The following is a 24,765-nucleotide window of genomic DNA, read 5'->3' on the forward strand; positions in this document are numbered from 1 at the left end:
CCCCACCAAGGAGCGATCCACAGTGGCGACTGCCGTCGGGGAACACCCCGTCTCAGTCCGCGGCCTTCGCAAGAGCTACGGCGACTGGCACGCGGTCCAGGGTCTGGATCTGGACATCCACCAGGGTGAGGTCTTCGCCCTGCTCGGGCCGAACGGCGCGGGCAAGACGACGACCGTCGAAATCCTGGAAGGAGTCCGCCAGCGAACCGGCGGTGACGTGCGGGTCCTCGGCTGCGACCCAGCCGAGGACCGGCGCGACTGGCGCGCCAGGATCGGGGTGGTCCCGCAGACCACCGGCGCCTACTCGGACCTGACGGTCCGTGAGGTGGTCGAGCACTTCGCGGCGTTCTACCCGAACCCGCTCCCGGTCGGCCAGGTCATCGACATGGTCGGACTGGGCAAGCACGAGAAGAAGCAGAGCACCGACCTCTCCGGGGGACAGGCCCGTCGGCTCGACGTCGCGGTGGGCATCGTCGGCGACCCGGACCTGATCTTCCTCGACGAACCCACCACCGGGTTGGACCCGGTGGCTCGCCGGGAGGCCTGGGACCTGGTCCGCTACTTCTCCGAGCGCGGTCGTACCACCGTGCTCACCACGCACTACCTCGACGAGGCCGAGGCGCTGTGCGAGCGCGCCGCGGTGATCGTCGCCGGCCGGGTGGTCCAGTGCGGGCCGCTGGCCGAGTTCGGCGGCCGAACGCAGACTCCGACCACGGTCTCCTTCCGGATTCCGCCGGAGCTGGCCGGCCGCACGCTGCCGTCGTTGCCACCCGGGGCCGACCCGGCCCCGGTGGGCGCGGACGGCGTGCTCAGGATCGGCACCCACGCCCCGACCGCGCTGCTCGCGGCGCTGGTCCCGTGGGCGCACCAGGCGGGGGTGGGCGAGCTGCCCGAACTGCGGGTGCACCGGCCGACCCTGGAGGACGTGTACCTGGACCTGATCAGGGAGCACGCCGACGGCACCGACCGCGGCGCCGACACCACCCAGCTCATCTCCGAGGCGGGCACGCGATGACCCTCACCCAGCCCAGCACGACCGCCCCGGTCACCGGCACCCCCCGGGCGGCCCGGCACACCGGCCGGCTGCCCGGCATCTGGCGGGCCGGCGCGGCCCGCTCGAAGGTCGAACTGCGCGCGTTCTTCCGGAACAAGCAGTCGCTGGTCTTCACCCTGATGTTCCCGGTGATCCTGCTGGTCGTCTTCGGCTCGATCTTCTCCGGGAAGGTGGCCGGCACCGACACCGACCTCAAGCAGGTGTTCATGGCCGGCATCATCGCCGCCGGCGTGATGAGCACCTCCTTCTCCGGCCTCGCGATCAACATCGCGATTGAGCGCGACACCGGCACCGTCCGGCGGCTCGCGATGACCCCGATGCCCAAGTCGGCGTACTTCGTCGGCAAGCTGGTGCGGGTCATCGTCACCACCGCGCTGGAGGCCGTGCTGCTGATCGGCATCGCGCTGGCCCTGTTCGGGCTGCCGCTGCCCAGCACCCCGGAACGCTGGTTCACCCTCGGCTGGGACCTCGCGCTCGGCACCGTCGCCTGTGCGATGGCCGGCGCCGCCTACTCGGCGCTGATCCCCAACAGCCGGTCCGCGGCGGCGATCGTCACCCCGGTCTTCATGGTGCTGCAGTTCATCTCCGGCGTGTTCTTCCCGTTCGGCCAACTCCCCGCCTGGATGCAGACGGTGGCGGCGTTCTTCCCGGTCAAGTGGATGGCCCAGGGCTTCCGCTCGGTCTTCCTGCCGGACTCCTTCACCGCCGTGGAGCCCGCCGGGAACTGGGAACTGGGCCACATCGCCATGGTCCTGGTCGCCTGGTCGCTGGCCGGCCTGGTGCTGACCGCCTTCTCCTTCCGCTGGCGCGGACCCCGGGTCCGCTGAGACCTCCTCGGAGCTGGAACATGACGACGGCACCGGTGCGCCTGCCGGAGCACCTGATCCACCCGTTCGCCCCCGCCGGGCGGGCGAACCCGCACCCGGCGTACCGGTGGCTCCGGGCCAACGACCCGGTCCACCACGACCCCGCGTCCCGGCTCTGGCTGGTCACCGCGCACGCCGACTGCGCGACGGTGCTGCGCGACCCGCGCTTCTCCGCCGCCCAGGGCCAGCGGGAGCGCGCCCGCGAGGACGCCCTGCCGCCGTCCATGCTCACCACCGACCCGCCGGACCACCAGCGGCTCCGGGCCCCGGGGGCGCTGCTCCTGGGGCCGGCGGCCGTCCGCTCCCTCGCCGACGGGCTCGCCGCGGACGTGGACGCGCTGCTCGACCGGCTGCCGGACGGCGGGCGGGTGGACGCCGTCGCCGACCTCGGCCGGCCGCTCGCCACCGCCGTGTACGCGCGGCTGTTCGGCCTGCCCGCAGCCGAGTTGAAGCGCTTCGAGGCGCTCGCCCGGGCCGCCTCCGTCAACCTCGACCCGATGGTGCCCCCGGCCCGCGCCGCCCTCGGCCGCAGCGCCGCCACCGCGCTCACCCACTACCTGGACGGCCACACCGCCCGGGTCGAGGGCCGGGACGTCCCGCTGGCCGCCCTCGCCGCCGACGACCGGCTCAGCCGCGCCGAGATGCTCGGCGTCCTCAACCTCGCCGTGATCGGCGGCTGGCAGCCGCTCGCCGAGTTCATCGGCAACGGGCTGCACCTGCTGCTGCCCGACCGCGCGGCCGTCGCCCGGCTCGCCGCCGCCGACGAGGACCTCGCCCGCCTCGCGGTGGACGAACTGCTCCGGCTGGAGGCCCCGATCCCGTTCACCGCCCGGGTCACCACCGACCGGGTCGAACTGGCCGGCGGCGTGCTGCCGCCCGGCGCCCGGGTCCTCGCGGTGCTCACCGCCGCCAACCGCGACCCGGAGGTCTTCGCCGACCCGGACGCGCTGCGCCTCGACCGCAGCCCCAACCCCCACCTCGGCTTCGGCGGCGGCCCGCACTTCTGCCTGGCCGCCCCGCTGGTCCGGCAGACCGCGGCCCTGCTGCTGCCCCGGCTGGTCCGCCGCTTCCCGGCCCTGCGCGGCCCGGACGGCGCCCCGGACTGGGACCAGTGCCTCGTCCCCCGCCGGCTGCGGGCCCTCCCGATCGAGCTCGGGGGTGGGCTGTGACCACCTACGACGTGATCGTGGTCGGCGCCGGAGCGTCCGGGCTCAACTGCGCCCGACTGCTGGCCCGGGAGGGCCTGCGGGTCGTGGTGCACGAGGCCCGGGAGCGGCTCGGCGGGCGGATCCACACCTTCCGGCCCTCCGACGGCGGCCCGCCGCTGGAACTCGGCGCCCAGGTCGTGCACGGGGAGCACAACCCGGTGCACGACCTGCTCGGCCCCGGCCGTACCGCGGCCGTCCCGCGCCGGGTCACCGCCCGGATCGTCGAGGACGGCGCCGAGCGGTCGATGGGCGCGCTGAGCACCGGCCGCCGCGCCCCCTGGCAGCTGGAGGCCGCGCTGCTGCGCACGCCCGGTGTCACCGGCCTGTCCGTCGGCAGCTGGCTGCGCGCCTGCGGCAGCACCGGCGCCGAGGCCGCGGCCGCCACCGAGTGGTTCCGGCAGAACTGGGCCACCGACCCGGAGCAGCTGAGCGCCGCCGGAGTCGCCGCCGCACACCGCGGGGACGCCGTCGGCGAGGGCGAGTTCGCCGTCGACGGCGGCTTGGCCCGGCTGCCCGAGCGGCTGGCCGAGGGGCTGGACGTCCGGCTCGGCTCGGTGGTCCGGGAGTTGTCGTACGAGCCGGGGCAGGTCACGGTACGGACGGACGCCGGGAGCGCGGTCGCCCGCGCTGTCGTGCTCACCGTCCCGCCGGCCGTGGCGATGCCCGGCCTGCCCGCGTGGAAGCTGGCGGCCGCCGCCGACCTGCCCGCCGGGGACGGCTGCTGCGCGGTGGTCACCCTGGACCGGCCCGCGCCCGACACCGTGATCGTCTTCGACGTGGACGGCCGCACCGGCTTCACCCGCTGCGCCGCCGGGCACCCCGAGGTGCTGGTGGTCGCCAAGGCGGGCGCCGCCGCCTCGCTGCGCGCGGCCGTCACCGACCGTACGGCGCCGTCCGACCGTACGGCGCTGGCCGAGCTGCTGGCCACCGCCCTGCCCTGGACCTCCGGTGCCACCGTGCTGGACGTCGCGGTCGCCGACTGGGGCCAGGACCCGTACGCGCGCGGGGCGTTCACCGCCCCCCGGGCCGGGTTGGAGGACGCTGCCGGGCAGTGGGCCGAGCCGGTCGACGACACCCTCTTCTTCGCCGGGGAGGCGACGGTCGCGGGCGAGCAACTGCCCTGGGTGCAGGGCGCCCTGGCGAGCGGCGAGCGGGCCGCCGAACAAGTCCTCAAGGCGCTCCGACGAACGCTCTCCGATGATCGCCCGCCGATGAACGCCCGCCGATGAACGCCCTCCGATGAACGTGAGCCCGATGACCGTGCACCACGGCTGGTACCTGCTGGCCTTCCGATCCGAACTGGCCGACGACATCACCCCGTTGGCGATCGGTCCGCGCCGCCTGATCGCCGTCCGCGACGGCGGGCGGGTCCGCGTCCTGGACGCCAACTGCCCGCACCGCGGCGCCCACCTGGGCTACGGCGGGCGGCGCGAGGGCGACTGCGTGGTCTGCCCCTTCCACGGCAAGCGGATCGGCCTCGGCGACCCGTCCAAGCACTGGTCCGTCGCCGAGCACCGGGTGCTGGAGTGGGGCGACGCCGTGTTCGTCCGGCTCTCCCAGCACCCGGACGGCGACCGCGGCTTCGAGCGGTCGGTCCAGGGCTGGCAGGAGGAGTACCCGCTGGTCGCGGCCGTCGCCCTGCCGGTCGCGGTGCCGTCCGAGTACGTCGTCGAGAACGCCTTCGACCCGGACCACTTCAAGGCCGTCCACGGCGTCCCCGGCAACCGGGGGATGGCCACCCGGGCGGGTGAGCACGGCGAGCTCGTCATCGAGGGCGAGTTCCTGATGCAGACCTCGCCCTGGCAGGACGCCCGCACGCTGGAGGAGATCCGCTGGGAGGCGGTGCGCACCGGCCGGGTCCGCTGGGACTTCAAGCCGCGCTTCCACGCCCAGGCGTTCAGCCCCAACGTGGTGGTCACCGAGTTCGGCCCGCCCGAGACCCGGCAGGTGATCGTCACCGGCTCCGTCCCGACCGGGGACGGCGGCTGCGTCGCCCGGGTCGCCATCGGCGTCCGCGAGGACCAGCGGTCGGCGCTGCCGGCCCTGCTCGGCGGCAGCGAGAAGGCGCTCGCCGAGGACAAGGTGGTCTGGGAGCACCTGGACCACACCATGACCCCGCGCTACGACGCCCGCGACGAGCCGGTGCTCGCCTTCCGCCGCTTCTGCGCCGACTTCGGAGCCCGACTTGACGACTGACCTGCACCTCCGCCGCCAGGGCGAGGGCCCGGCCGTGCTGTGGATCCACGGCTACACCATGGACTCCACCACCTGGCAGCCGCTGTGGGACCGCCTCCCCGGCTTCACCCACATCGGCGTCGACCTGCCCGGCCACGGCGGCTCCGCCCCGCTCCCCCCGGGGCTGACACTCCCCGCCCTGGCCGGGCAGCTGGCCGAGGTGGCGAAGGAGACCGGCGCCCGCCGACTGGTCGGCCTCTCCTTCGGCTCCGTCTCGGCCCTCCAGCTCGCGATCCAGCAGCCCGGAGCGCTCGACCGGCTGGTCCTCGCCGCCCCCACCCTGGCCGGCACCCCCAACGAGGACTCCGCCCGGGTCCGCTACCAGCAGCTGACCATGCTCCACCGCATGGTCGGCCCCGGCGAACAGCTCGCCGACCTCTGGATGCAGTCCCCGCCGGACATCTTCACCGGCACCCGGCGCCACCCCGAACTGCGCGCCGCCCTCCGGGAGGTGGTCGCCCGGCACAGCTGGGCCGAGCTCGGCAACCGCGCCATGGACGCCCTCACCGCCCACCGGCACACGGTGGACGACCTGCGCCGGATCACCGCCCGCACCCTGGTCGTCCTGGGCGAGGAGGACATGCCCGCCTTCACCCGCAACGCCGAGCTGCTCCGCGACACCGTCCCGGACTGCCGGCTGACGACCCTGCCGGAGACCGGCCACCTGCCGCTCCTCGAACGCCCAGACGCCTGCGCCGAGTTGCTCGCGGACCACCTCGCCTGAGCCCGGGGCCGTCCACCTCGCCCGAGCCCCGGGCCGTCCAGGTCGCATTCACGCCAGCGCCGGGGCCGGGCCGCTGCTGCACTGGACGGGTGTCCACCACCCTCCGCCCCACCTCACCCGCCACCGACCGTACGCCAGGCCGGGGTTGGCCGGCCGTCGGCTCCGTCATGGCGGGGATCTTCGCCATCGTCACCACCGAGATCCTGCCGATCGGCCTGCTCACCCCGATCGGCGCCACCTTCCGGATCTCGGACGGCACCGCCGGGCTGATGATGACCCTGCCGGGCGCCGTCGCGGCGGTCGCCGCCCCCGCCGTGACGGTCGCCGTGCGGCGGGCCGACCGGCGCGCCGTGCTCTGCGGCCTGATGCTCGCCCTCGCGCTCGCCGACCTCCTCAACGCGCTCGCCCCCGGCTACTGGGCGGTGCTCACCGCCCGGATCGTGCTCGGGGTCGTCATCGGCGCGTTCTGGTCGCTCGGCGCCGGGCTCGCCCCGCGTCTGGTCGGCGCCGAGCGGCAGGCGCGGGCCAACTCCGTCATCTTCTCGGCGGTACCGCTGGGCTCGGTCCTCGGTGTACCCGCCGGGGTCCTGCTCGGCCACCTGGCCGGGTGGCGGGCCGCCTTCGCGGCGATGGCGCTGCTGAGCCTCGCCGTGGCCGCCGCCCTCGCCGTGACCCTGCCCGCGCTGCCGCCGCAGGCCCCCACCCGCCTCGCCGTCCTGCGCGGGCTGCTGCGCACCGGGCCGGTCCGGGCCGGCCTGGTCGTCACCCTGCTGCTGGTGACCGCCCACTTCGGCACGTACACCTATGTCACGCCCTTCCTGGAGGACGTGACGCACGCCGGGCCGGACGCCGTCTCCGTGCTCCTGCTGGTCTACGGGGCCGCCGGCGTCGCGGGCAACTTCGCGGGCGGGCTGTGGGCCGGTCGGCGCCGCGGCGCCCTCACCCTCGCGATCGGCCTGCTCGCGGCCTCGGTCCTGCTGCTCCCGGTCCTCGGGGCGTCCCGGCCGGGTGCGGTGCTGCTGCTCGTCACCTGGGGCCTCGCGTACGGCGCCGTCCCGGTCTGCGTGCAGGCCTGGTTCGTCCGCGCGGCCCCGCACGCCCCGGAGGCGGCCACGGTGGTGTTCACCTCCTCCTTCCAGGCCACCATCTCGCTCGGCGCCCTGGTCGGTGGCGCGGTCGTCGACGCCTCCTCGCCGTCCGCGGTGCTGGTGGTCGGCGGGTGCGTCGCGCTCCTCGCCGCGGTGGTGGCGCAGGTCGGCTCGCGGTCCGTCAGCGCCACCCCCGGAAAGGCCACCGCCTGAAGGCCCGAGGAGCGGGAAGTCGGCCCCACCGACTTCCCGCTCCGGAACCGGGGGCGCTACTCCTGGAGGAAGGTCTCGCTGAAGCTGGTGCCGCCGGAGCCGAGGCCACTGGTGGTGGCCTCGTAGCCACTGCTGGAGCTGGGGTCGAGGGCGACCGGGCTGAACGAGCCGAGGGACTTGCCGTTGACGGTGGCCGAGGTGAAGTTCAACGTCCCGAAGTCGGGGTAGGCGCCGGTCGGCGACTCGATGATGACCTCGGCGCTGGTCCGCTGGGCGCTGGTGGACTTGGTGGTGGTGTAGGTCCAGCCCTTGGAGGAGTCGGTCAGCTTGAGGGTGTACCGGCTGCTGCCGGCGTAGGTCACCGAGGCGCTGATGTGGTCGCCGGCCGACACCGGGTACGAACTGAGGCTCAGGTAGACCGGGGCCGCCGGGTACATCTCGTACCAGGCCTGGTTGACCGGGCTGCCGCTGGAGCAGTCGGTGGCCACCCCGGTCTGCTCCACGCTGGAGGAGCCGTACCCGTCGATGCCGACCCACGGGGCGTAGAGGTCGTTGGTGGAGTTGCAGGTCGCGGCGGGCTCGGTCCAGGACGCCGAGACCGAGCTGAAACCGCTGCCCTGGGCGGCGTAACCGCCCCAGTTGTAGCCGTTGGTGTTGTACGAGAGGGGGCGGAAGGCGAGCCCCTGGACGGCTGCCGCGGTGCTGGGGGCGGCGGGGGCGGCCAGCGAGGTGGCGGCCGCCGCGAGGGTGACGACGCGGACCAGGAATCTGCGCATGGTGGCTCCTTCGTGAGGGGACGAACAGGAGCGCACGCGCCAACGATGGCCTTGGGGGCGGCCGTTGACGGGTGGCAGTACAGCTTGAGCCGACTGTCATGACCGGGGCAAGAGGATCAGGGGGAAGGTTGGCCAAGCCATTGCACGGTCGAGTGCACGTCTTGACGAACCGTCCGAGCCACCAACGGGCCGCGCCCCGGCGGCAGTTGCTCGTCGGGGCGCGGTACGAACCGGGGCGGAAGGGGATCAGGTCACCCGGACCGGGCGGACCTCGACCAGGTCGCCGGGCGCGGCCGGCATCCAGCGGGCCCAGGCGACGGCCTCGGCCTCGTCGGCCACGTCGATCACCCAGAGACCGCCGAGGTGTTCGTGGCCCTCGCGGTAGGGGCCGTCCGAGACCGGGGTCTGCGCGCCGCCCGGGATGCCGCCGGGCACCACCAGACGGGCGCTGCAACTGCGGCGCAGGCCGCCGCCGTAGCGGACGGTGACGCCGGCCTCGTGCAGCGCCCGTCCGAACCGCGCGTGGGCGGCGTCGAGTTCGGCCTGCTCGGCCTCGCCCAGTCCGTTCCAGACCCGCTCGTCGCCGTGAATGAGCAGGGTGTATTCCATCGTTCCCTCTTCTCCGTCCAGCTGCTACATCTGTCGGCTCGCCAGCCGGGCGAAGAGCCCGTCCCGGTCGGCCAACAGCTCCTCGTACCGGCCCTGCTGCACCACCCGGCCCTGGTCCATCACGATGATCCGGTCGGCCTCGGCGACGGTGGACAGTCGGTGGGCGATCACCACCCGGGTGGCGTTGAGTCTTCGGGTGGATTCGGTGACGAGCCGCTGGGTGGGGTTGTCCAGGGCGCTGGTGGCCTCGTCGAAGAAGACGATGCGGGGCCGGGAGACGAGGGCCCGGGCGATCATCAGGCGCTGGCGCTGGCCGCCGCTGAGGGTGCTGGTGCCCTCGGACAGCACGGTGTTCATGCCCATCGGCATGGCGGCGATGTCCTTGTCGATGCCGGCCATCTCGGCGGCGGCCCAGGCGTCGTCCAGGGTGTGGTTGGTGGAGCCGACGATGTTGGCCTTGATGTCCCCGGCGAGCAGGGCGCCGTTCTGCAGGACCACCCCGCACTGGCGCCGGACCGCGGAGACCTCCAGCTCGCCGAGGTCCTGGCCGTCGTAGAGCACGGTGCCGCTCTCCGGGCGCTCGAAGCCGAGCAGCAGCCGCAGCACGGTGGACTTGCCGCTGCCGGACGGCCCGACCACGGCGACGAACTCGCCGGGCTCGATGCTCAGGGTGACGTCCTGGAGGGCGGCCGGGCCGTCCTCGCCGTAGCGGAAGGTCACATGGCTGAGGCCGAGGCGGCCGGAGAGGTCGCCCGGGTCGGCCTTGCTGTCGTCGACCTCGGGCTTCTCCTCCAGGATCGGCCGCAGCCGCTCCAGCATCGGCACCACGCCCATCGCGGTGACGGCCGCGGAGGTGAACTGGAGGCTGGAGGCGATCAGCAGGTTGAAGGCGGTGAAGAAGGAGAGGAAGACCGGCACCGGGACGTCGCCCTCCAGCGGCCCGGCGATCACGCCGAACACCACCACCGAACAGACCAGCGGGAAGCCCGCGTTGAAGGTGGTGACGGCGTTCTGCACCCGGCGGGAGGAGGCGGCCAGGCCGCGGCCCTTGCCGAGTTCGGCGGCCCACACCCCGAACACCCGGTCCTCGGCCGCCGTGACCCGCAACTTGGGCACGGCGGTGAGGAGTTGGAAGACCCGGGCGGACATGGCCTGCTCGTGGGAGTACAGCCGGCGCTGCCAGCGGACCTCCAGCCGGCCGGCGGCCAGGCCGACGCCCACGCCGACCAGCACCAGCAGGGTGGCCAGGCCGGCCAGCCGCAGGTCGTAGAAGTAGACCAGGACGAGGTTGGCCAGGCCGGTCAGCAGCCCCAGGGTCGCCGTGGTCATCATCCCGGAGAGGGTCTCCTGGGCGGCGCTGACGCCGAGCACGGTGGTGCCGAGCTCACCGGTGGAGTAGTTGGCGAAGAACGGCGCGGGCAGCGAGAGCAGCCTGGTCCAGACGCCGACCTGCATCGCGGCGGTGGAGCGGCTCTCGATCCGCAGCACGGCGATGTTCTGCACGATGGAGAGGGCGGCGACGGCCATCGCGGAGCCGATGACGACCAGGGCGCCCTCGGTGATCAGGTTGCGCTGGGCGTGGGCGACGAAGGTGCCCAGCACCTCGCCGGTCATGATCGGGACGAGCAGCCCGATCAGCGCGACCAGGGCGGCCATCCCGGTGAACATCCACAGGTCCTGCCGGTTGTTGCGCAGGCCGAAGCGGAGCAGGGCGGAGACGGAGCGCACGGCGGAGGGCAGCGGCCGGTAGAGGACGGTGGCCTTGTTCTGCAGTTCGGCGGCGAGCTTCGGGGTCAGCGGGGTGACGCTGCCGCCCTCGGCGAGCACGTAGCCGGTGCCGAGCGGCAGCAGGGCGACGGGGGCGCCGGTCTTGCGGTAGCCGACCATCGCGCCGAGGTCGTCCCGCCACCAGGTGCCGTCCAGCCGGACGGAACGGGTGCGCACGTGCGAGGCCAGGGCGATCGCCTGGAGCCGGTCCAGCCGGTGGTGGTGGCCGGTGCCGGCCACCGGGGCGGTGACGCCGAAGCCCTCGTGGGCGGCGACCAGCCGGGCGGCGGCCAGGGTGGGCTCGTCGCCGGTGGCGTCGCCGATCCGCAGCCGGGAGGAGGTGTCGCGCAGGATGGTCTCGAAACCGCGCGCGGAGTCGGCGAGGGTGCCGGCGTCGCGCTCCTGGCGGGCGGCGATCTGCTCGGTCTCGGTGTCGCGGCGGCCCTCGATCCGGCGGTCGACGGTGTCCAGCAGCCGCCCGCAGTGGGCGGCCAGGCGCTCCCAAAGTCCGCCCTGGTCGAGCAGTTCGCGCGGGGAGCGGGCCCGGACGGTGGCCGGGCCGGCGGCGACCAGCCAGTCCCGTTCGGTCAGCAGGACCTCGGCGCCCTCGGTGAGTTCGCCGGTCGCGCCCTCGGGCGCCTCGACGGTGCCCTGCTCGACCCGCACCCACTGGAGGCCGTCCACCGAGCGCAGGGCCTGGCCCTTCTTGAGGGCGGTCGGCCCGGCCGGGTCGAGCGGGGTGAACTCGCGCGGCGGCAGGGTGTCGCGCAGCGCGCCGGCCAGCGCGGTGAGGCCGCGGGCCAGGCCGGCCAGGAACTGGTCGGCGGCGAGCCGCGGTCCGTCCTGCTCCCGGCTCCGGTCGGCGGCCGGCGTCTCGACCCGGGAGGCGGGGAGGAAGGCCGCGTCGGCGCCGAGCACCGGGCGGGCGACGATGCCCCGGCGGGCCCCGTCGGCGGCCGCGCCGGGTACCAGGGTGCCCGCCTCGATCCGGCAGAGGAAGTGCCAACGCCCCTGGGGCGCACCGGAGTCGAGCCGGACGGCGAACAGGTCGACGGCCCCGGAGCGGACCAGCAGCAGCTGCCCGGGGTCGTCCAGCACGAGGTAGCGTTCGGACCGCGCCTCGGCCGCCTCGGTGAGGGCGGGCGAGAACGCCTCGGTGGACAGACTCACAGTTCGTCCTCCTCCTCGCGGCGCGCGGACTCGATCAGCGCCGTGTAGTGCCCGCCGAGCGCCAACAGCTCGTCGTGGGTGCCGCGTTCGACGATCGATCCCTCGTGCAGCACGATGATCTCGTCGGCGTCGCGGACGGTGGAGAGCCGGTGGGCGATGATCAGGCAGGCGCAGCCGCGGCGGCGCAGGTTGTCCATGATCACCCGCTCGGTCTCCGGGTCGAGCGCGCTGGTCGCCTCGTCGAGCACCAGCAGGGTCGGCTCGCCGGCCAGCGCCCGGGCCAGCTCCAGCCGCTGGCGCTGGCCGCCGCTGAAGTTGCGGCCGCCCTCCAGGACCGGGCTGTGGATGCCGCCGGGGCGGGTCATCACGGTGTCGAAGACGGCGGCGTCGCGCAGCGCGGCGGTGACCGCCTCGTCCGGGACGTCGTCGTTCCAGAGCGTCAGGTTGTCCCGGACGGTGCCCTCGAACAGCGAGATGTCCTGGTCGACGTAGGCCAGGGAGGAGGCCAGCACGGTACGGGAGATCTCCTCGCGCGGGCGCCCGTCGAGCAGGATCCGGCCGGACCACGGGGCGTACAGGCCGGTGAGCAGCCGGCCCAGGGTGGACTTGCCGCTGCCGGAGCCGCCGACCACGGCGACCCGGCGGCCGGGGACGACGGTCAGGCTGAGGTCCTTGATGATCGGCTCGGAGAGCGGGCTGTAGCCGAAGCGGACGGACTCGAACTCCAGGGTGCCGTCGAGCTTGGGCCCGGCGGGCGGTTCGGGCCGGGCGAAGGCGGCGGCCACGGGGTAGCGCTCGACGTCGTACAGCCGCTTGATGTCGGCGGTGACGTCCTGGAGCCGGCCGCCCAGGTTGGTGAGCTGGGTGACGGGTCGGCTGAGCGCGGCCAGCAGGGTCTGGAAGGAGACCAGGATGCCGACGCTCATCGCGCCGTCCACCACCCGCTGGCCGCCGACCAGCAGGATCAGCCCGCTGTTGAGCGCGGCGAGCATCGGCGGCACGACGGTGAGCACGGCGCTCGGGATACCGAGCTTCTGCTTGGCGGTGACGACCTTGGCGAGGAAGCCGGCCCAGCGGCCGAAGGCGTCCTGCTCGGCGCCGGTGGCCTTGACGGTCTCGATCAGCGAGAGGGTGGTGAAGGTGGTCGCGGTGAGGTTGCCGCGGTCGGTGCGCAGCGCGGCCACGGCGTCGGTGCGGGCCCGGGCGACGGCCTGCAGCACGACCACGTTGAGCAGCGCCATGCCGACGCCGACGACGCCGAGCAGGATGTCGTAGCGGATCAGCACGGCCGCGTAGAACAGCACCAGGCCGAGGTTGATCACGGTGAGCGCGAGGTCCCGGGAGAGGATCTCGGCGACCACGTCGTTGCCGGACACCCGCTTGGCGACCTCGGCCGGGCGGCGCTGGAGGAAGAAGTCGACCGGCAGCCGCAGCAGGTGGCGGAAGAACCGGGCCGAACTGACCAGCCCCATCCGGATCTCGATCCGCAGCAGGTAGTGCCGCTGGACGGAGGTCAGCACGAAGACGACGACGGCGGTGCCGGTCATGGCGGCCAGCAGCGGGAGGAGGTAGCCGCTCCCGCTGCCGGCCAGGACCCGGTCGATGAACACCCGGGTGTAGGCGGGGATCGCGATGCCGGGCAGCACCAGCAGCAGGCTGGCGAGCAGCACCAGCGGCATGGCGCGCCCGGTCGGGAGCCGGCGCTCCAGCAGGGCGCGGCCGATGCCGCCCTTGTCGCCGCCGGGCTGGAAGTCGGGGCCCTTCTCGAAGGAGAGCACGATGCCGGTGAAGCCGGAGTCGAACTCGTCCCACTCCATCAGCCGGGGGCCGCTGGCCGGGTCGTTGACGGCGACGACGGTGCGGCCGTACCGGGTGCGGATGCCCTCGACGACCATGAAGTGCTGGAAGGCCCAGAAGATGATGACCGGGCCGTCGAGGTCGCGGAGCTTCTCGGCCTCGGTCTGGTAGCCGCGGGCGGTGAGCCCGTACGTGCGGGCGGCGTTCAGCAGGGTGGAGGCGCGGGCGCCGTCGCGGGAGACCCCGCAGACGCCGCGCAGGTCCTCCAGCGGGACCCAGCGGCCGTGGTAGCCGAGGATCATGGCGAGGCTGGCGGCGCCGCACTCCACCGACTCCATCTGCAGGACGGTGGGGACGGCGTGCCGCCAGCGCCGCGGCGCGGCCGCCCGGGTGGGGCGGCCGCGGCGGCGCTTCGACTTCTCCGGCTTGTTCGGGTCCGGCTCCGGCACGGGGGCGGAGGCCCGGGTGCTCTCCGGGACGGTGGCGGTCATCGGTGCCTCCTCTCAGCGGCCGAGGATCAGGTTGAACGGGGTCTGCTTGCCGACGTTGATGGTGGCGGTGACGGCGACCTGGGTGCCCAGCGGGTTCGGCGGGCCGCTCTGGGAGGTCCACGCGAAGCCGCTCGGGGTGTTCGGGTCGGGCGTGAGGTCGACGACGACCAGCCGGGGCGCGTCCTTGCCGAGGTAGCGCTGGGCGGCGAGGTCGCCGCCGACCAGGCCGGAGACGGCCTCCCGGGTGAGCGCGTACGGGCTGACCGAGCTGACGGTGCCGCGCAGCAGGCCGAAGGCGCCGGCCGGGGTGGTGGACACGTTGAGGTCGACCTGGTCGCCGGGCTCCAGCCCGACGGCGCGGGTGGCCGGCACGAAGACCATCGCGACCGTCCGCTCCTGCGGGTCGTCGACCCGTTCGACCGAGGCGACCGGCGAGCCGGGGGCGACGACCTGGCCGTCGGTGACCGACAGGCCGACCACCCGTCCGCCGAACGGGCTGGTGATCTCCCGGCTGTGGCCCTCGGTGTCCTCGACCCGGGCCACGGACTGGCCCTGCCGGACCTGGTCGGAGGGCTTGGCGAGGACGGTGCGGACCATCCCGCCGTACGGGCTCTGGATCATCGCGGTGCCGTGCGGGTGGGTGAGCAGGCCGGGGGCGTCGACGGTGATCGGGATCGTCCCGGCGAAGGTCCACAGCAGCGCGGCGGCCATGGTGATCATCACGACGAACAGGGCGATCCAGCCCCGCGGTGCGGCGAGCAGCGTCGGCGAGTCGAGCTCGTCCGGCTCGCGCATCCGCTGCAGCGCCTTGAAACGGAACTTCATCTTCTGGCTTCTCTCCGTGGGACGCCGACGTCCTGGCGCAGCGTCGGCGGTCGGCTGCCGATCACCAGCTCACCGACGGTGCCCTCGGTGAAGTAGTCGAGGCCGCTGGCCGCGGCGAAGTCGGCCGCGTCGCCGCCGCCGAGGCCGCAGACCGCGAGGTCCATCGCGGTGCCGACCAGGTAGAGGGTCTGGTAGAGCGCGCCGACGTGCTTGAGGATCAGCGGGTAGGCGACCGTCTCGTACTTCCACATCACCCGGCCGAACCGCGCGGTGACCAGCAGCACCACCTGCGGGTCGGTCTGCATCAGGCAGGACTCGCGGGCGCTCCTGACCAGTTGGGCGGTGGCCGGGCTCGGCGCGCTGACCAGCTCCAGCTCGTGCCGGTCCGTCGCGTAGTGCCACAGCCCGGGCTCCAGGCCCGCGCAGGAGGTCACCAGCGGGTACAGCTCCAGCTCGTGCACCGCGCCGCCGCTCGGGTACGGCCGGTCGGCCAGCTCCTGGCCGTCCCCGCCGGTGAAGGTCTGCCGCCGGCGGGCGCTGCGGTAGAGCAGCCCGCCGAGCTGCTCCAGGGTGATCGGCGCCTGCTCGTCGTGGTCGCGCACCGAGCGGCGCTGCTCCAGCACCTCGGTGAACGGCCGGTCGGTGCGGGCGAGTTCGTCCAGGTCGGGGACGGGCAGGGCGACCTTCTCGCCCGCGAACGGCGCGGGCGAGGCGGGCTCGGGGGCGAAGCGGTCGCCGAACCGGTAGGTGCCGCCGTAGCCGGCCACGCTGGTGGGCCGCCGGGTGCGGGAGTGGAAGGCCAGGTCGGCGGCGGTCCACTGGGCGAACCGCTGCTCCTCGGCCTCGGGCTCGGCGCCGGGGGCGCCGTAGGCCAGCAGCCCGGCGGCGGCGAACAGCCGCAGGGTCTGCCGGACGGCGTCCAGCGGCAGGGCGCCCGGGAGTTGGGCGAGTGCGGCGGGGCTGGTCCAGCCGGCCAGGGCGGCCAGCAGGCCGGCCGCCCGGGTGGTCAGCTGGACGGCCAGCGGGCTGCCCGGGGAGCGCACCAGCAGCGCGCCGTCCTCGACCGCGGCGGTGGCGAAGCGGGACAGCTTCACCTGCCCGGTCGGGTCCGGGGTGGGGCCGGGCTCGGCCGCGCCCCGGCCGACCGGGCGCAGCCGGGCCAGCGGCTCGTCGGTGCCGGCGGTGCCGTCCGGGCCGTCCACGGCCAGGTGGACGGAGTGCTCCAGCATCCCGGCCGTGCCGAGCCGGCGGCGGGTCAGCTGCCAGCGCAGCAGCCCGGCGTCGCCGTCCCGGGCCGCGACCAGGGCGGCCAGTTCCTCCTCGGTGTGCTCCCCGGCGGCCAGCGCGGCCACCGCCTCCCGGGCGCCGGGCGCCAGGTCGGGCAGGTTGAGCGCACCGACCGGAGCGGTCAACCGGACGGCCTTCGGGCCGAGCGGGGCGAACGCGCCGTCGGGGCGCAGCCGCAGCCGGCGCACCGTACGGGCGGCGGCGGGCAGGTGGATCCGGTCAAGGGCGGTGGTCATCGCGTCGGTACCCGGCCGTTCCTAGAAGAAGACGTTCTTCGGGTTGAGCTGCTCCTCGGTCCGCGGAGCGGCCAGTCGGCCCTGGCGGACCGGCACGTCGTAGAGCCGGCCGGGGGCGAGGCGGCGCCAGAAGTGGCGCATGCCGGGGGCGATCACCTTGACCACGGCCAGGTCGAGGTCGGGGCGGCTCTGGTCGAGCACGATCACCTCGACGCCGGCGGTGCGGGCGCGCTCGACGCAGTCCCGGACGTGTCCGGCGAGGTCGTCACCTTCGAGCGGGGCGAAGTCGGCGAGGGTGGTGGCGGCGAGCTCGCGGCCCGGCAGCAGCCAGGGCTCGTCCGCGACGGTCGCCGTCCTGCACCACTCCAGGGTCTCCAGGTCGTCGGTGCGGTAGAGGGTGTTGCCGTTCTCGTCCCGCCGGTCGATGAACGGGAGGAACTGGTTGACCTCGGTGAGCGCGCGGATCGCGGCGATCCGCGGGTCCGGGTGGGCGCCGAAGCCGACCATGATGTCCTCGACCTCGTGGAGGCGCCGGGAGACGGCGGCGAACACCGGCACGCCGAGGTCGGAGGTGAGGTCGAGCACCCACAGCTCGCGGTCCACCGAGGCGTAGAAGGCGCGCATGGTGTCCACGTACGGGTCGTTCAGCGAGTCGAGGTCGAACTCGGGCTGGGAGGTGCGGTTGTACCACCACAGGGCGACCGCGTCGCGCTCGACGACCTCGCAGAAGCCCTGGAGGATCGCCTCCTCCAGGGTGTTGCCGCTGGCGCAGCCGTTGGAGTCGCCGACGCAGTAGAAGTGCTGCTGGAGGTCGGGGTGGCCGTACCAGGCGTAGCCGGAGGGGATGAGCCGCTCCTCGTCGTGGGTGAGCGACCAGGCGCGGGTCCAGTCCAGTTCGGCGTCGACCGGGAACGGGTCGGGCACCAGGTGCAGCCGGTGCTTGGGGTCGGCGTTCCACTCGGCGCGGTTCGCGAACTGGGCGTCGGAGAACTGGAGCAGGGCGTCCATGTGGACGGCGACGGCCGGGTCGAGGTCGCGGTAGGCGGCGCGCACCACCGGCTCCTCGCCGCGCCAGACCGCCGAGTAGCGCTCGATCGCCTCGCAGATCGCGCTGACCTTGGCCTGGATCTCGGAGCGGCCCTTGCCGCCGCTCTGGCCGCGCATGTTGCGGCGTAGCAGGTCCATGTTGTCGTTCACCATGGCGAAGTTGTGGCCGGCGGTGAAGCTGTAGGTGATGCCGTTGCCGGTGTCGTCGTGCGCGCCGAGCCGGGTGATCGCGCCCAGGTGCGGGCTGATGTGGTGCTTGAGCCGGTCGTAGGTGAACTGCGGGGCCTGGACGCGGTAGCCGCCGTCGGTGGTGTGCCGGGCCGGGCTGGGCTGGAGGACGACCTTGGGGCTGCGCTCGGTGAGCAGCGCCGGGTCGCCGCAGCTGGGGCACTGGGGCTGACGGACCAGGGTGTGCTCGGTGGTCTGCAGGGTGTTGAGGTCGAGGCTGACCATGGTGCCGGAGAGGGCGGAGCAGCACTCGTCGGCGAGGATGCGCGCGGTCTCGGTGGCGAGCAGCTGGGCGGTCATCGCCGGGCCGGCCGGGATGGCGGCGCGGGTGGGGTGCAGCGGCACGGTCTCGCCGCGCTTGCCGGCCAGGTAGCGCTCGACCTGGCGGTTGCCGCTGATCCGCTGGGCGAGGCAGGTCCAGCAGCCGGTCTCGTCGGGGCGCAGCAGCGGGCCGAGCCAGGGGGAGGTGCCGGTGGGCTTGGCGAGCAGCCAGGGGCGCCGGTCGGCCAGCCGGGCGGTGTTCAGCCGCTCCAGGGCGGGGGCCAGGTAGTCGTCGGTGAGGACGACGACCATGGTGTCCGGGCCGCCCTCGACGGCCTGGTCCTCGGTGACGGCGCGGGCGCGCAGGCCGGTGGCGGTGAGCGCCTCGACCAGCGGGGCGGCCTCGGCGGCGCCGAGGGCGAGCACCAGCAGCTCGGTGGCCCGGGCGGCCTCCAGGGCGACGGCCGGGTCGACGCCCTGGGCGTCCCAGTAGGCGAGCACGTGGTCCGGCAGGTCGGGCCGGCCCTCGGCGAGGTGCCCGGCGGCCTCGTAGCGGCGCAGTGCGGTCAGCGCCTGGCCGAGCGGGACCTCGCCGCCCAGTTCCTGGAGGATCTCGGCGACGGTGCGCCGTCCGTCCAGGTAGGGCAGGAGGCGCACCGCGGCGGCCCCCGGGACGAGGTAGTCCTGCCCCTCTCCGAGCAGGAAGACCTTTTCGCCCACCGTCTCGGTGAGGAAATGGGCCTTGAGCCGCGGTCGCTCCATAAGTCATCCCCCTGTGTTCACAAGTTCGTCGCGAGTATTCGAGCACGGCGCCAATTGGGCTGTACATACTGCATATCCGTCGGCGCCGTCGAGTTACGCATCGCCTGGAATTGCGTATTCCGCTCGGCCGGTACGTATCCCGGTACGTATTCGCCCGGTGCGTTGACAGGGGGGTGCGACAGGCGATACTGGTGTGTCCGCACGCGGGTACGACGGGGGGTTGCGGTGCCGACTGGAGTTTTGCTGCACCGGGAAACGGAGCTGGCGGAGCTGGCGCGCGCGGTGGCCGGGGCGGCCGCCGGCCGTTCCGCTGTCGTGCTGGTCAGGGGCGCGCGCGGGACGGGGAAGAGTGCGCTGCTGCGGGCCGCGCTGGCCCGGTTGCCGGAGGGCGCGGTGGTGCTGCGGGCCCGATGTCACGACAACGAGCGGGACTTTCCGTACGGCGTGGTGCGCCAGCTCTTCGATCCCTTCATGCGCATGACAACAGATCCGGCGCCGGCTCCGCAATTCCCGGGCGAAACACCCCGGGAATTCCCTGCGACGGCCCTCGGCGGAGATCTTCCGGACGCCCTCGGAAGAGCCCTCCCGGCAGGTTCCGAAAACACCGGCAACGGGCGCGAAAGGGTGCTGAACGACCTTTTCCACGCGGCCCGTTCACTCACCGCCCGGACCCCCGTCGTGATGGCCGTGGACGACCTCCACCTGGCCGACGAGGAGTCCCGGCAGTGGTTCTCCTACCTCGCCCGCCGGCTCGACGGCCTGCCCGTCGCCCTGCTCGCCAGCACCGCCGACGAGGCCGCCGACCCGCTCGCCGCCGAACTCGCCGCCCTGCGCCACGCCCGCACCCTCACCCCCGGCCCGCTCTGCGACAGCTGCGTGGCCGAGCGGGTCGCCGAGGAGTTCGACGCCCCGGTCGACCCGGAACTCGCCGCCGTCTGCCACGACCTCTCCCGCGGCAACCCGCTGGTGGTCGAGGAGCTCACCGCCCGGCTGGCCGCCGCCCGGATCAACCCCGGCTCGCCCGACCTCGACACGGTCCTGCGGATCGGCGCCGGCACCCTCGCCGACACCACCCTCAGCTGGCTGCGGCAGAGCCACCCCCGGGCCGCCGAACTGCTCACCGGCCTCGCCGTCCTGGGCACCGGCGCCGACCTCGCCACCGCCGCCCTGCTGACCGGCCAGGGCGAACTCCTCGCCGACGAGGCTCGGGAGGCGCTGCACCGCACCGACCTGATCGAACCCGGCCCGCCGGAGACCTTCCGGCACGAGCTGGTCCGCACCGCCGTGCTGGCCCGCACCGACCCGCGCGTCCTGGTCGCCCTGCACGAGCGGGCCGCCGCCCTGCTCGCCCGGCTCGGCGCCCCCGCCGCCCGCACCGCCGAACACCTGATGTCCTCCGGCACCACCGGGCTGGACTGGGCCGTCCCCGTCCTGCGCACCGCCGCCCGGGACGCCGCCGCCGACGGCCACTGGGACGACGCCGCCCGCTACCTCCAGCGCGCCCTCGCCGACGCCGCCGACCCGGAGCTGGTCCGCTCGCTCACCCGGCAGCTCGGCACCGTCGAACTCCACCGCGACGTGGCCGCCGCCGCCCGCTGCGCCGCCGGCCTCGCCGCCACCCCCGACCCGGCCGAACGAGCCCGGCTGCTACGGCCGTTCGCCGGGCCGGTGCTCGCCCTCAGCGCGGCCGGCGCCGCCGCCGTCCCGTTCGCCGAGGCCGCCGCGGCGCTCGCCGCCACCCCCGGCCCCCCGGCCGAACTGCTGCTGCCGCTCGCCGCCCAGGCCGCCCTCACCGGCCGGCGCACCGCCCTGCGGCCCGCCCTGGCGGCCCTGCGCGCCGAACCGGCCGAGCCCGCCGGCACCGCCCTGCTCGGGGCGCTGGCCGCGCTGGCCGCCGCCGGGGGCCAGCCCCGTACGGCGGTGCGGCTGGCCGGGCGCTGCGTGCGCCGGGTCTCGCCCGCCGAAGCCGGTACGGAGGTGCTGGGCGCCGCGATGGCCTACGCCTGGACCGGGCGGCTGGACGAGGCGGCGGCCTGGGCCGGGCGGGCGGTCCGCTCCGCCCAGCGCTGGAACCACCGCGGCGAACTCGCCCTCGCCCTGCTGGCCCGCTCCGACATCGCCCACCGGCAGGGCCGGCCCGACGCCGCGCTCGCCGACGCCGAGCAGGCCGCCGAGCTGGCCCGGCAGATCCGGGCCGAGGACCTCGCGGGCGCCGCGCAGGCGCTGGCCGTACGGGCCCGGCTGCGCCGCGGCCTGCCGGTGGACGCCGCCGCACTGGCCGGGGTCGAGCTGCCCGCCGAGGCGCACCCGCTGCTGCGCGCGGTGCTGTTGGAGGCCCGCGGCCTGGTCGCCGCGCACCGCGGCGACCACCAGCAGGCGCTGCGGCTCTTCCTGGAGTGCGGGCACCAGTTGGCCGCCCGCGGCGTGGCCGACCCGGCCTGCGTGCCGTGGCGCGCCCACGCGGCCCAGGCCTACCAGGCGCTCGGCGAGCACGCCGCCGCCCGGACCATCGCGGCCGACCCGCTGCCCGGCGGTGACGCCCGGCCGCGCCCGGTCGAGGAGCGCGGCGGCCCGGCGATCGGCACCCGGGACGCCGGTCCGGTCCGGCTGACCCCGAGCGAACGCAGGGTCACCGAGCTGGTGCTGCAGGGCCTGAGCAACCTGGAGGTCGCCGAGCGGCTCTGCCTCAGCAAGCGCACGGTGGACACCCACCTGGGCCGGATCTACCGCAAGCTGGCGATCAAGGGCCGGCCCGAACTGGGGGCCGCGGTCAAGGCGTTGTGACACGCGCGTCCGTCTTGGGAGGCGCGTGCGGCTCAGACCGCCGCCACGAGTCCGAACTCCGCGCCCCACGGGTCGCGCAGCACCGGCGGCTCGTCCGTGCCGGGCCGCATCAACCGGGCTCCCAGCCGGACCGCCCGGTGGACGGCGTCCGCCGGGTCGACCGCGCCGAAGTGCGGCAGCCAGCACGGACGGCCCTGGTCGCTCTCCACCACGCGGGCGTGCACGAAGCCGTCCAGCGTGAACTCCCCCTCCGCGCCGAGCCGGTAGCCGAACAGCGGCCCGTAGAAGGCCTCGGCCTGGGTCGCGGACGGCACCCGCAGCTCGTGGCCGCAGATCGCGCCCGGCTCGTCGGCGAGCACCACGCCCTCGGCCCGGGCCCCCTCCCAGAAGCCGACCGTGACCCCGGAGGAGTCGACGGCGAGCAGCAGCCGGCCGTTCTCCCCGGCGGGCACCGGGGGCATCACCACGCGTCCGCCCAGCCGGCCGACCTGCACGCAGCAGTGCTCCGCGTCCTTGGTCGCCAGGTAGACGTTCCACGCGGCCTGCGGCGGCAGCCCGACCGGTGCGGCGCCGAAGCCGCCGATGACCTCCCCGCCCAGCACGGCCAGTTGGTAGTCCGGCGACTCGGTGACGAACTCCCAGCCCAGCAGCGCCGAGTAGAACTCCCGGCTGCCGCTCAGATCGGGAGTGATGCAGTCAGCCCAGCACGGTGCGCCGATGGCATAGCTGGTACGTCGAGGCACGAGTCGTCCTTCTCCTTGGTCATGGCGTGGGTCATGGCGTGATCGATCAGTCCGGCGGCCTCCTCCGCCCCGCTCACGCCGGGCAGGTGCAGGCAGTGGGTCGGTGCGTCGGCGAGCAGTCCCGAGGACCCGGCCGGCCAGGTCCTGGTGGTGAACTCCCATGGTGCCAGCCGTACTTCCTCGTCGACGCTGCGACACAGCCGGACCAGCGCGGGCGGGGCCAGCCGGGCCCGGACCGGGACGACCGGGCCGAGGCTCTCCGGCCGCACCAGCAGCACCTCGCCGCCGACCGGCGAGGTGACGGTGCGCCAGGTGCCGTCCGGCAGCCCGGCGCCGCGCAGCCGGGCCGCGGCCGGCCCGCGCGCCTCCAGCGGTGCGAGGTAGGGCAGGACGTGCCCGGTGCGGCGGTCCAGCACCAGCAGTCGTCCGGAGACGAACGCCCAGGAGCGCTGCGCCAGCGCGGCGCCGACGTTGGCCTGCTCCGAGTACGGTCCGCCGACCAGTGCCACGGTGGCGTCGCCCTTGGCCAGCACCACGGCGGGGGTCAGGCAGAACCGCTCCTGGAGGGCCGCGAACGGCGGCACCGCGCCGGGGAGGTTCCCCCAGCCCCGGAAGGTGCGGCGCAGCAATGGCGTTCCGTCACTGCGGCGCACCAGGAAATCGCCGGGCGCGTCCTTCCCCGGGGTGCGGGAGAATTCCACCCGCAGTTGGTCGGGGTCCCGGGAAATCCCGGTGAGGTGCGGCCCGAAATGGAACGAGATCTCGTCACGGTCGGCCCGGACGAGGGCGATCTCCGAGCCGAAGAAGTCCAGCACGATCGGTTCGATAACCGGCACTGTCGCTCCTGGCGGATTGTTGCACATTCAATTTATGCGGCGGTCCGGAGTTCCGCCGACGGGCCTTCCCCGCCGCCCGGCCGTACTGCCCGTCGGTCGGTCGTGGCGGGGGTGGCGTCAGCTGTCGTGGCCTGCGGAAGCGGCCGTCAGTTCCAGTGCCAGTCGGCCGGGGTCGCGGCACCGTGCAGCATCTCCAGCTGGGACGCGCGGAGGTGGGTGGTCAGGCCGTTCGTGAACTGCTGCACCGAGGCGGTGGCCGGGCCGACGGCCGGGGCGGAGCCCGGCGTGGCGTACGCGGCGCCGGTCAGCACGCCGCTGGCGAAGGCGGCGGCGACGGCGGCGACGGCGGCGGTACAGGCGAGCTTGCGGTACGAAAGCAGCATGAGGGTCCCCCAGGACAAAGTGCGATTCGGAAGCGGGTGCCGGCCAATTCACCGACCTGATCGGTCGGCCGTCGGTGATGACGGTCCGTAATCATCGGCGGGCCCGGCCGGGGAGCTCGCGGCTCCCCGACAACCGAAAGTCTGGAGGATGTCGAGGGCTGCCGGAAGGTGTTCGGGGCGGCAGGAAGATCGCGGTGGCACCTTGGTGCCATTACCTTCTCATTACCTTTATCCCGGCCGGTCGATGCGGGGGCCCGAAAGAAACGCTTCCGCAGTTGTCCCTGACCTGTCCGTCCTGGCATGATCGGGCAGCGGACTTGTCCGGCCAAGTGCCGGAAATCGGTAACCGGCTGCGGGGGAGTGGTGCGCCGATGACGCGGGGGATCGACGATGCCGCGCAAGCGGTCTATCGATTGATGCTGACGGATCCTCAACTGGATGTCGAGGGGTTGGCCGGCAAGCTCGGCCTCACCGGGGCGCAGGTCCGCGCCGCCCTCGACCAGCTCGCCGACCTGCGCCTGCTCCGGCCCTCCGAGGTCGAGGCCCCGGGCACGCCCTCCGGCGCCCTGCGGCCGGTCGACCCGAGGGTCGGACTCCCGGCCCTGCTGCGGTACTACGAATCCGTGCAGCAGCGCGCCCAGCTGGAGTTCGAGCGGCGCCAGGCCGAGATCTCCGGCATGCTCGCCCAGTTCCGCGACGAGTCGGCCGAGGACAGCCAGCTGGAGCGACTGCTCGGCATGGCCACCGTGCAGGCCCGGATGGAGGAACTGGTCAGCTCCGTCCGCGACGAACTGCTCACCTTCGCCCCCGGCCGGGCCCGGCCCGCCGCCTCCCTCCAGGCCAGCCGCCCCGACAACGAGGAGCTGCTCGCCCGCGGGGTGTCGATGCGCACCGTCTACCTGGACGCGGTGCGCAAGGACCGGGCCACCGTCCAGCACGCCGAGTGGCTCACCGGCCTCGGCTGCGAGGTGCGCACCGTGCCCGCGCTGCCGCTGCGGATGCTGGTCATCGACCGGCGGGTCGCCCTCGTCCCGATCGACCCCGCCAACACCCTCAAGGGCGCCGTCCAGATCTCGTCACCCGGCGTGCTCGCCGCCCTGGTCTCGCTCTTCGACCAGACCTGGTCCGACGCCACCCCCTTCGGCACCCCGACCGAGCGCGACGAGGAGGGCCTCACCCGCCAGGAGCAGGAACTGCTGCGCCTGCTCGGCCAGGGCTACACCGACGAGGCGGCCGGCAAGCACCTCGGCATCTCGCTGCGCACCACCCGACGGATGATGGCCGACCTGATGGACCGCCTCGGCGCCCGCAGCCGCTTCGAGGCCGGCCTGCTCGCCGGCCGGCGCGGCTGGCTCTGAGCCCGTCGCGTCCGGAC

19 protein-coding genes are annotated in these 24,765 nt (G+C 74.3%); 9 read left to right on the plus strand and 10 right to left on the minus strand.

Going from position 1 to position 24,765, the window contains the following annotated elements; all coding sequences use genetic code 11:
- Positions 1-22: 22 nt before the first annotated feature.
- The 7 genes from AB0F71_RS24040 (at position 23) to AB0F71_RS24070 (ending at position 7,388) form a co-directional block, all read left to right on the plus strand.
- Positions 23-1,015, plus strand: a complete 993-nt coding sequence (locus tag AB0F71_RS24040; RefSeq protein WP_360237861.1) for an ABC transporter ATP-binding protein — start codon at positions 23-25, stop codon at positions 1,013-1,015.
- Positions 1,012-1,881, plus strand: coding sequence for an ABC transporter permease (locus AB0F71_RS24045; RefSeq protein WP_360237863.1), 870 nt, complete (start codon positions 1,012-1,014; stop codon positions 1,879-1,881). Before AB0F71_RS24040 ends, AB0F71_RS24045 begins: the two co-directional genes overlap by 4 nt.
- Before the next feature lie 20 nt (positions 1,882-1,901).
- Positions 1,902-3,089 (plus strand): cytochrome P450, encoded by a 1,188-nt coding sequence (locus tag AB0F71_RS24050; RefSeq protein WP_360237865.1) that lies wholly within the window; start codon positions 1,902-1,904, stop codon positions 3,087-3,089.
- Positions 3,086-4,357, plus strand: a complete 1,272-nt coding sequence (locus AB0F71_RS24055) for an NAD(P)/FAD-dependent oxidoreductase (RefSeq protein ID WP_360237867.1) — start codon at positions 3,086-3,088, stop codon at positions 4,355-4,357. Before AB0F71_RS24050 ends, AB0F71_RS24055 begins: the two co-directional genes overlap by 4 nt.
- 25 nt (positions 4,358-4,382) lie before the next feature.
- Positions 4,383-5,324, plus strand: a complete 942-nt coding sequence (locus tag AB0F71_RS24060) for a Rieske 2Fe-2S domain-containing protein (RefSeq protein ID WP_360237869.1) — start codon at positions 4,383-4,385, stop codon at positions 5,322-5,324.
- Complete coding sequence (locus AB0F71_RS24065; protein ID WP_360237871.1) at positions 5,314-6,087, plus strand: alpha/beta hydrolase; 774 nt, start codon at positions 5,314-5,316, stop codon at positions 6,085-6,087. Before AB0F71_RS24060 ends, AB0F71_RS24065 begins: the two co-directional genes overlap by 11 nt.
- Before the next feature lie 167 nt (positions 6,088-6,254).
- Positions 6,255-7,388, plus strand: a complete 1,134-nt coding sequence (locus AB0F71_RS24070; protein WP_360237989.1) for an MFS transporter — start codon at positions 6,255-6,257, stop codon at positions 7,386-7,388.
- A gap of 56 nt (positions 7,389-7,444) precedes the next feature.
- Here AB0F71_RS24070 and AB0F71_RS24075 read toward each other — a convergent pair whose 3' ends face one another.
- From AB0F71_RS24075 to AB0F71_RS24105, 7 genes are all read right to left on the minus strand, one after another.
- Positions 7,445-8,164, minus strand: a complete 720-nt coding sequence (locus AB0F71_RS24075) for a G1 family glutamic endopeptidase (RefSeq protein ID WP_360237873.1) — start codon at positions 8,162-8,164, stop codon at positions 7,445-7,447.
- Between the two features lie 246 nt (positions 8,165-8,410).
- On the minus strand, positions 8,411-8,773 hold the full coding sequence (locus AB0F71_RS24080; RefSeq protein ID WP_360237875.1) for a YciI family protein: 363 nt from the start codon (positions 8,771-8,773) through the stop codon (positions 8,411-8,413).
- Positions 8,774-8,797: 24 nt separating this feature from the next.
- A complete protein-coding gene (locus tag AB0F71_RS24085; RefSeq protein WP_360237877.1) occupies positions 8,798-11,710 on the minus strand; it encodes an NHLP bacteriocin export ABC transporter permease/ATPase subunit in 2,913 nt (970 codons plus the stop codon).
- Entirely contained in the window at positions 11,707-13,998 is a 2,292-nt protein-coding gene (locus AB0F71_RS24090; RefSeq protein ID WP_360237879.1) for an NHLP family bacteriocin export ABC transporter peptidase/permease/ATPase subunit, read from the minus strand. Before AB0F71_RS24090 ends, AB0F71_RS24085 begins: the two co-directional genes overlap by 4 nt.
- Before the next feature lie 12 nt (positions 13,999-14,010).
- Complete coding sequence (locus tag AB0F71_RS24095; RefSeq protein ID WP_360237881.1) at positions 14,011-14,823, minus strand: HlyD family efflux transporter periplasmic adaptor subunit; 813 nt, start codon at positions 14,821-14,823, stop codon at positions 14,011-14,013.
- Positions 14,820-16,346: a SagB family peptide dehydrogenase gene (locus AB0F71_RS24100; protein ID WP_360237883.1), complete on the minus strand. Its 1,527-nt coding sequence runs from the start codon at positions 16,344-16,346 to the stop codon at positions 14,820-14,822. The genes AB0F71_RS24095 and AB0F71_RS24100 overlap by 4 nt, the downstream gene beginning before the upstream one ends.
- Positions 16,347-16,367: 21 nt before the next feature.
- The gene (locus tag AB0F71_RS24105) at positions 16,368-18,644 is read right to left on the minus strand and encodes a TOMM precursor leader peptide-binding protein (protein WP_360237885.1); all 2,277 of its coding nucleotides are present in this window, start codon (positions 18,642-18,644) and stop codon (positions 16,368-16,370) included.
- On the opposite strand from AB0F71_RS24105, the gene AB0F71_RS24110 reads away from it, so the two are divergent.
- Positions 18,618-21,428 (plus strand): AAA family ATPase, encoded by a 2,811-nt coding sequence (locus tag AB0F71_RS24110; RefSeq protein ID WP_360237887.1) that lies wholly within the window; start codon positions 18,618-18,620, stop codon positions 21,426-21,428. The two genes, AB0F71_RS24105 and AB0F71_RS24110, sit on opposite strands and share 27 nt — an antisense overlap.
- A 32-nt stretch (positions 21,429-21,460) precedes the next feature.
- Here AB0F71_RS24110 and AB0F71_RS24115 read toward each other — a convergent pair whose 3' ends face one another.
- From AB0F71_RS24115 to AB0F71_RS24125, 3 genes are all read right to left on the minus strand, one after another.
- Complete coding sequence (locus AB0F71_RS24115; RefSeq protein WP_360237889.1) at positions 21,461-22,171, minus strand: VOC family protein; 711 nt, start codon at positions 22,169-22,171, stop codon at positions 21,461-21,463.
- The gene (locus AB0F71_RS24120) at positions 22,105-23,007 is read right to left on the minus strand and encodes a hypothetical protein (RefSeq protein ID WP_360237891.1); all 903 of its coding nucleotides are present in this window, start codon (positions 23,005-23,007) and stop codon (positions 22,105-22,107) included. Before AB0F71_RS24120 ends, AB0F71_RS24115 begins: the two co-directional genes overlap by 67 nt.
- Before the next feature lie 146 nt (positions 23,008-23,153).
- Complete coding sequence (locus AB0F71_RS24125; protein WP_360237893.1) at positions 23,154-23,390, minus strand: hypothetical protein; 237 nt, start codon at positions 23,388-23,390, stop codon at positions 23,154-23,156.
- A 416-nt stretch (positions 23,391-23,806) separates the two neighbouring features.
- Between AB0F71_RS24125 and AB0F71_RS24130 the strand changes: the two genes are divergently transcribed.
- Entirely contained in the window at positions 23,807-24,748 is a 942-nt protein-coding gene (locus AB0F71_RS24130) for a helix-turn-helix transcriptional regulator (RefSeq protein ID WP_360237895.1), read from the plus strand.
- Positions 24,749-24,765: the final 17 nt, after the last annotated feature.

The sequence above is a fragment of the Kitasatospora sp. NPDC028055 genome (assembly GCF_040637885.1).
Taxonomy (GTDB): Bacteria; Actinomycetota; Actinomycetes; order Streptomycetales; family Streptomycetaceae; genus Kitasatospora.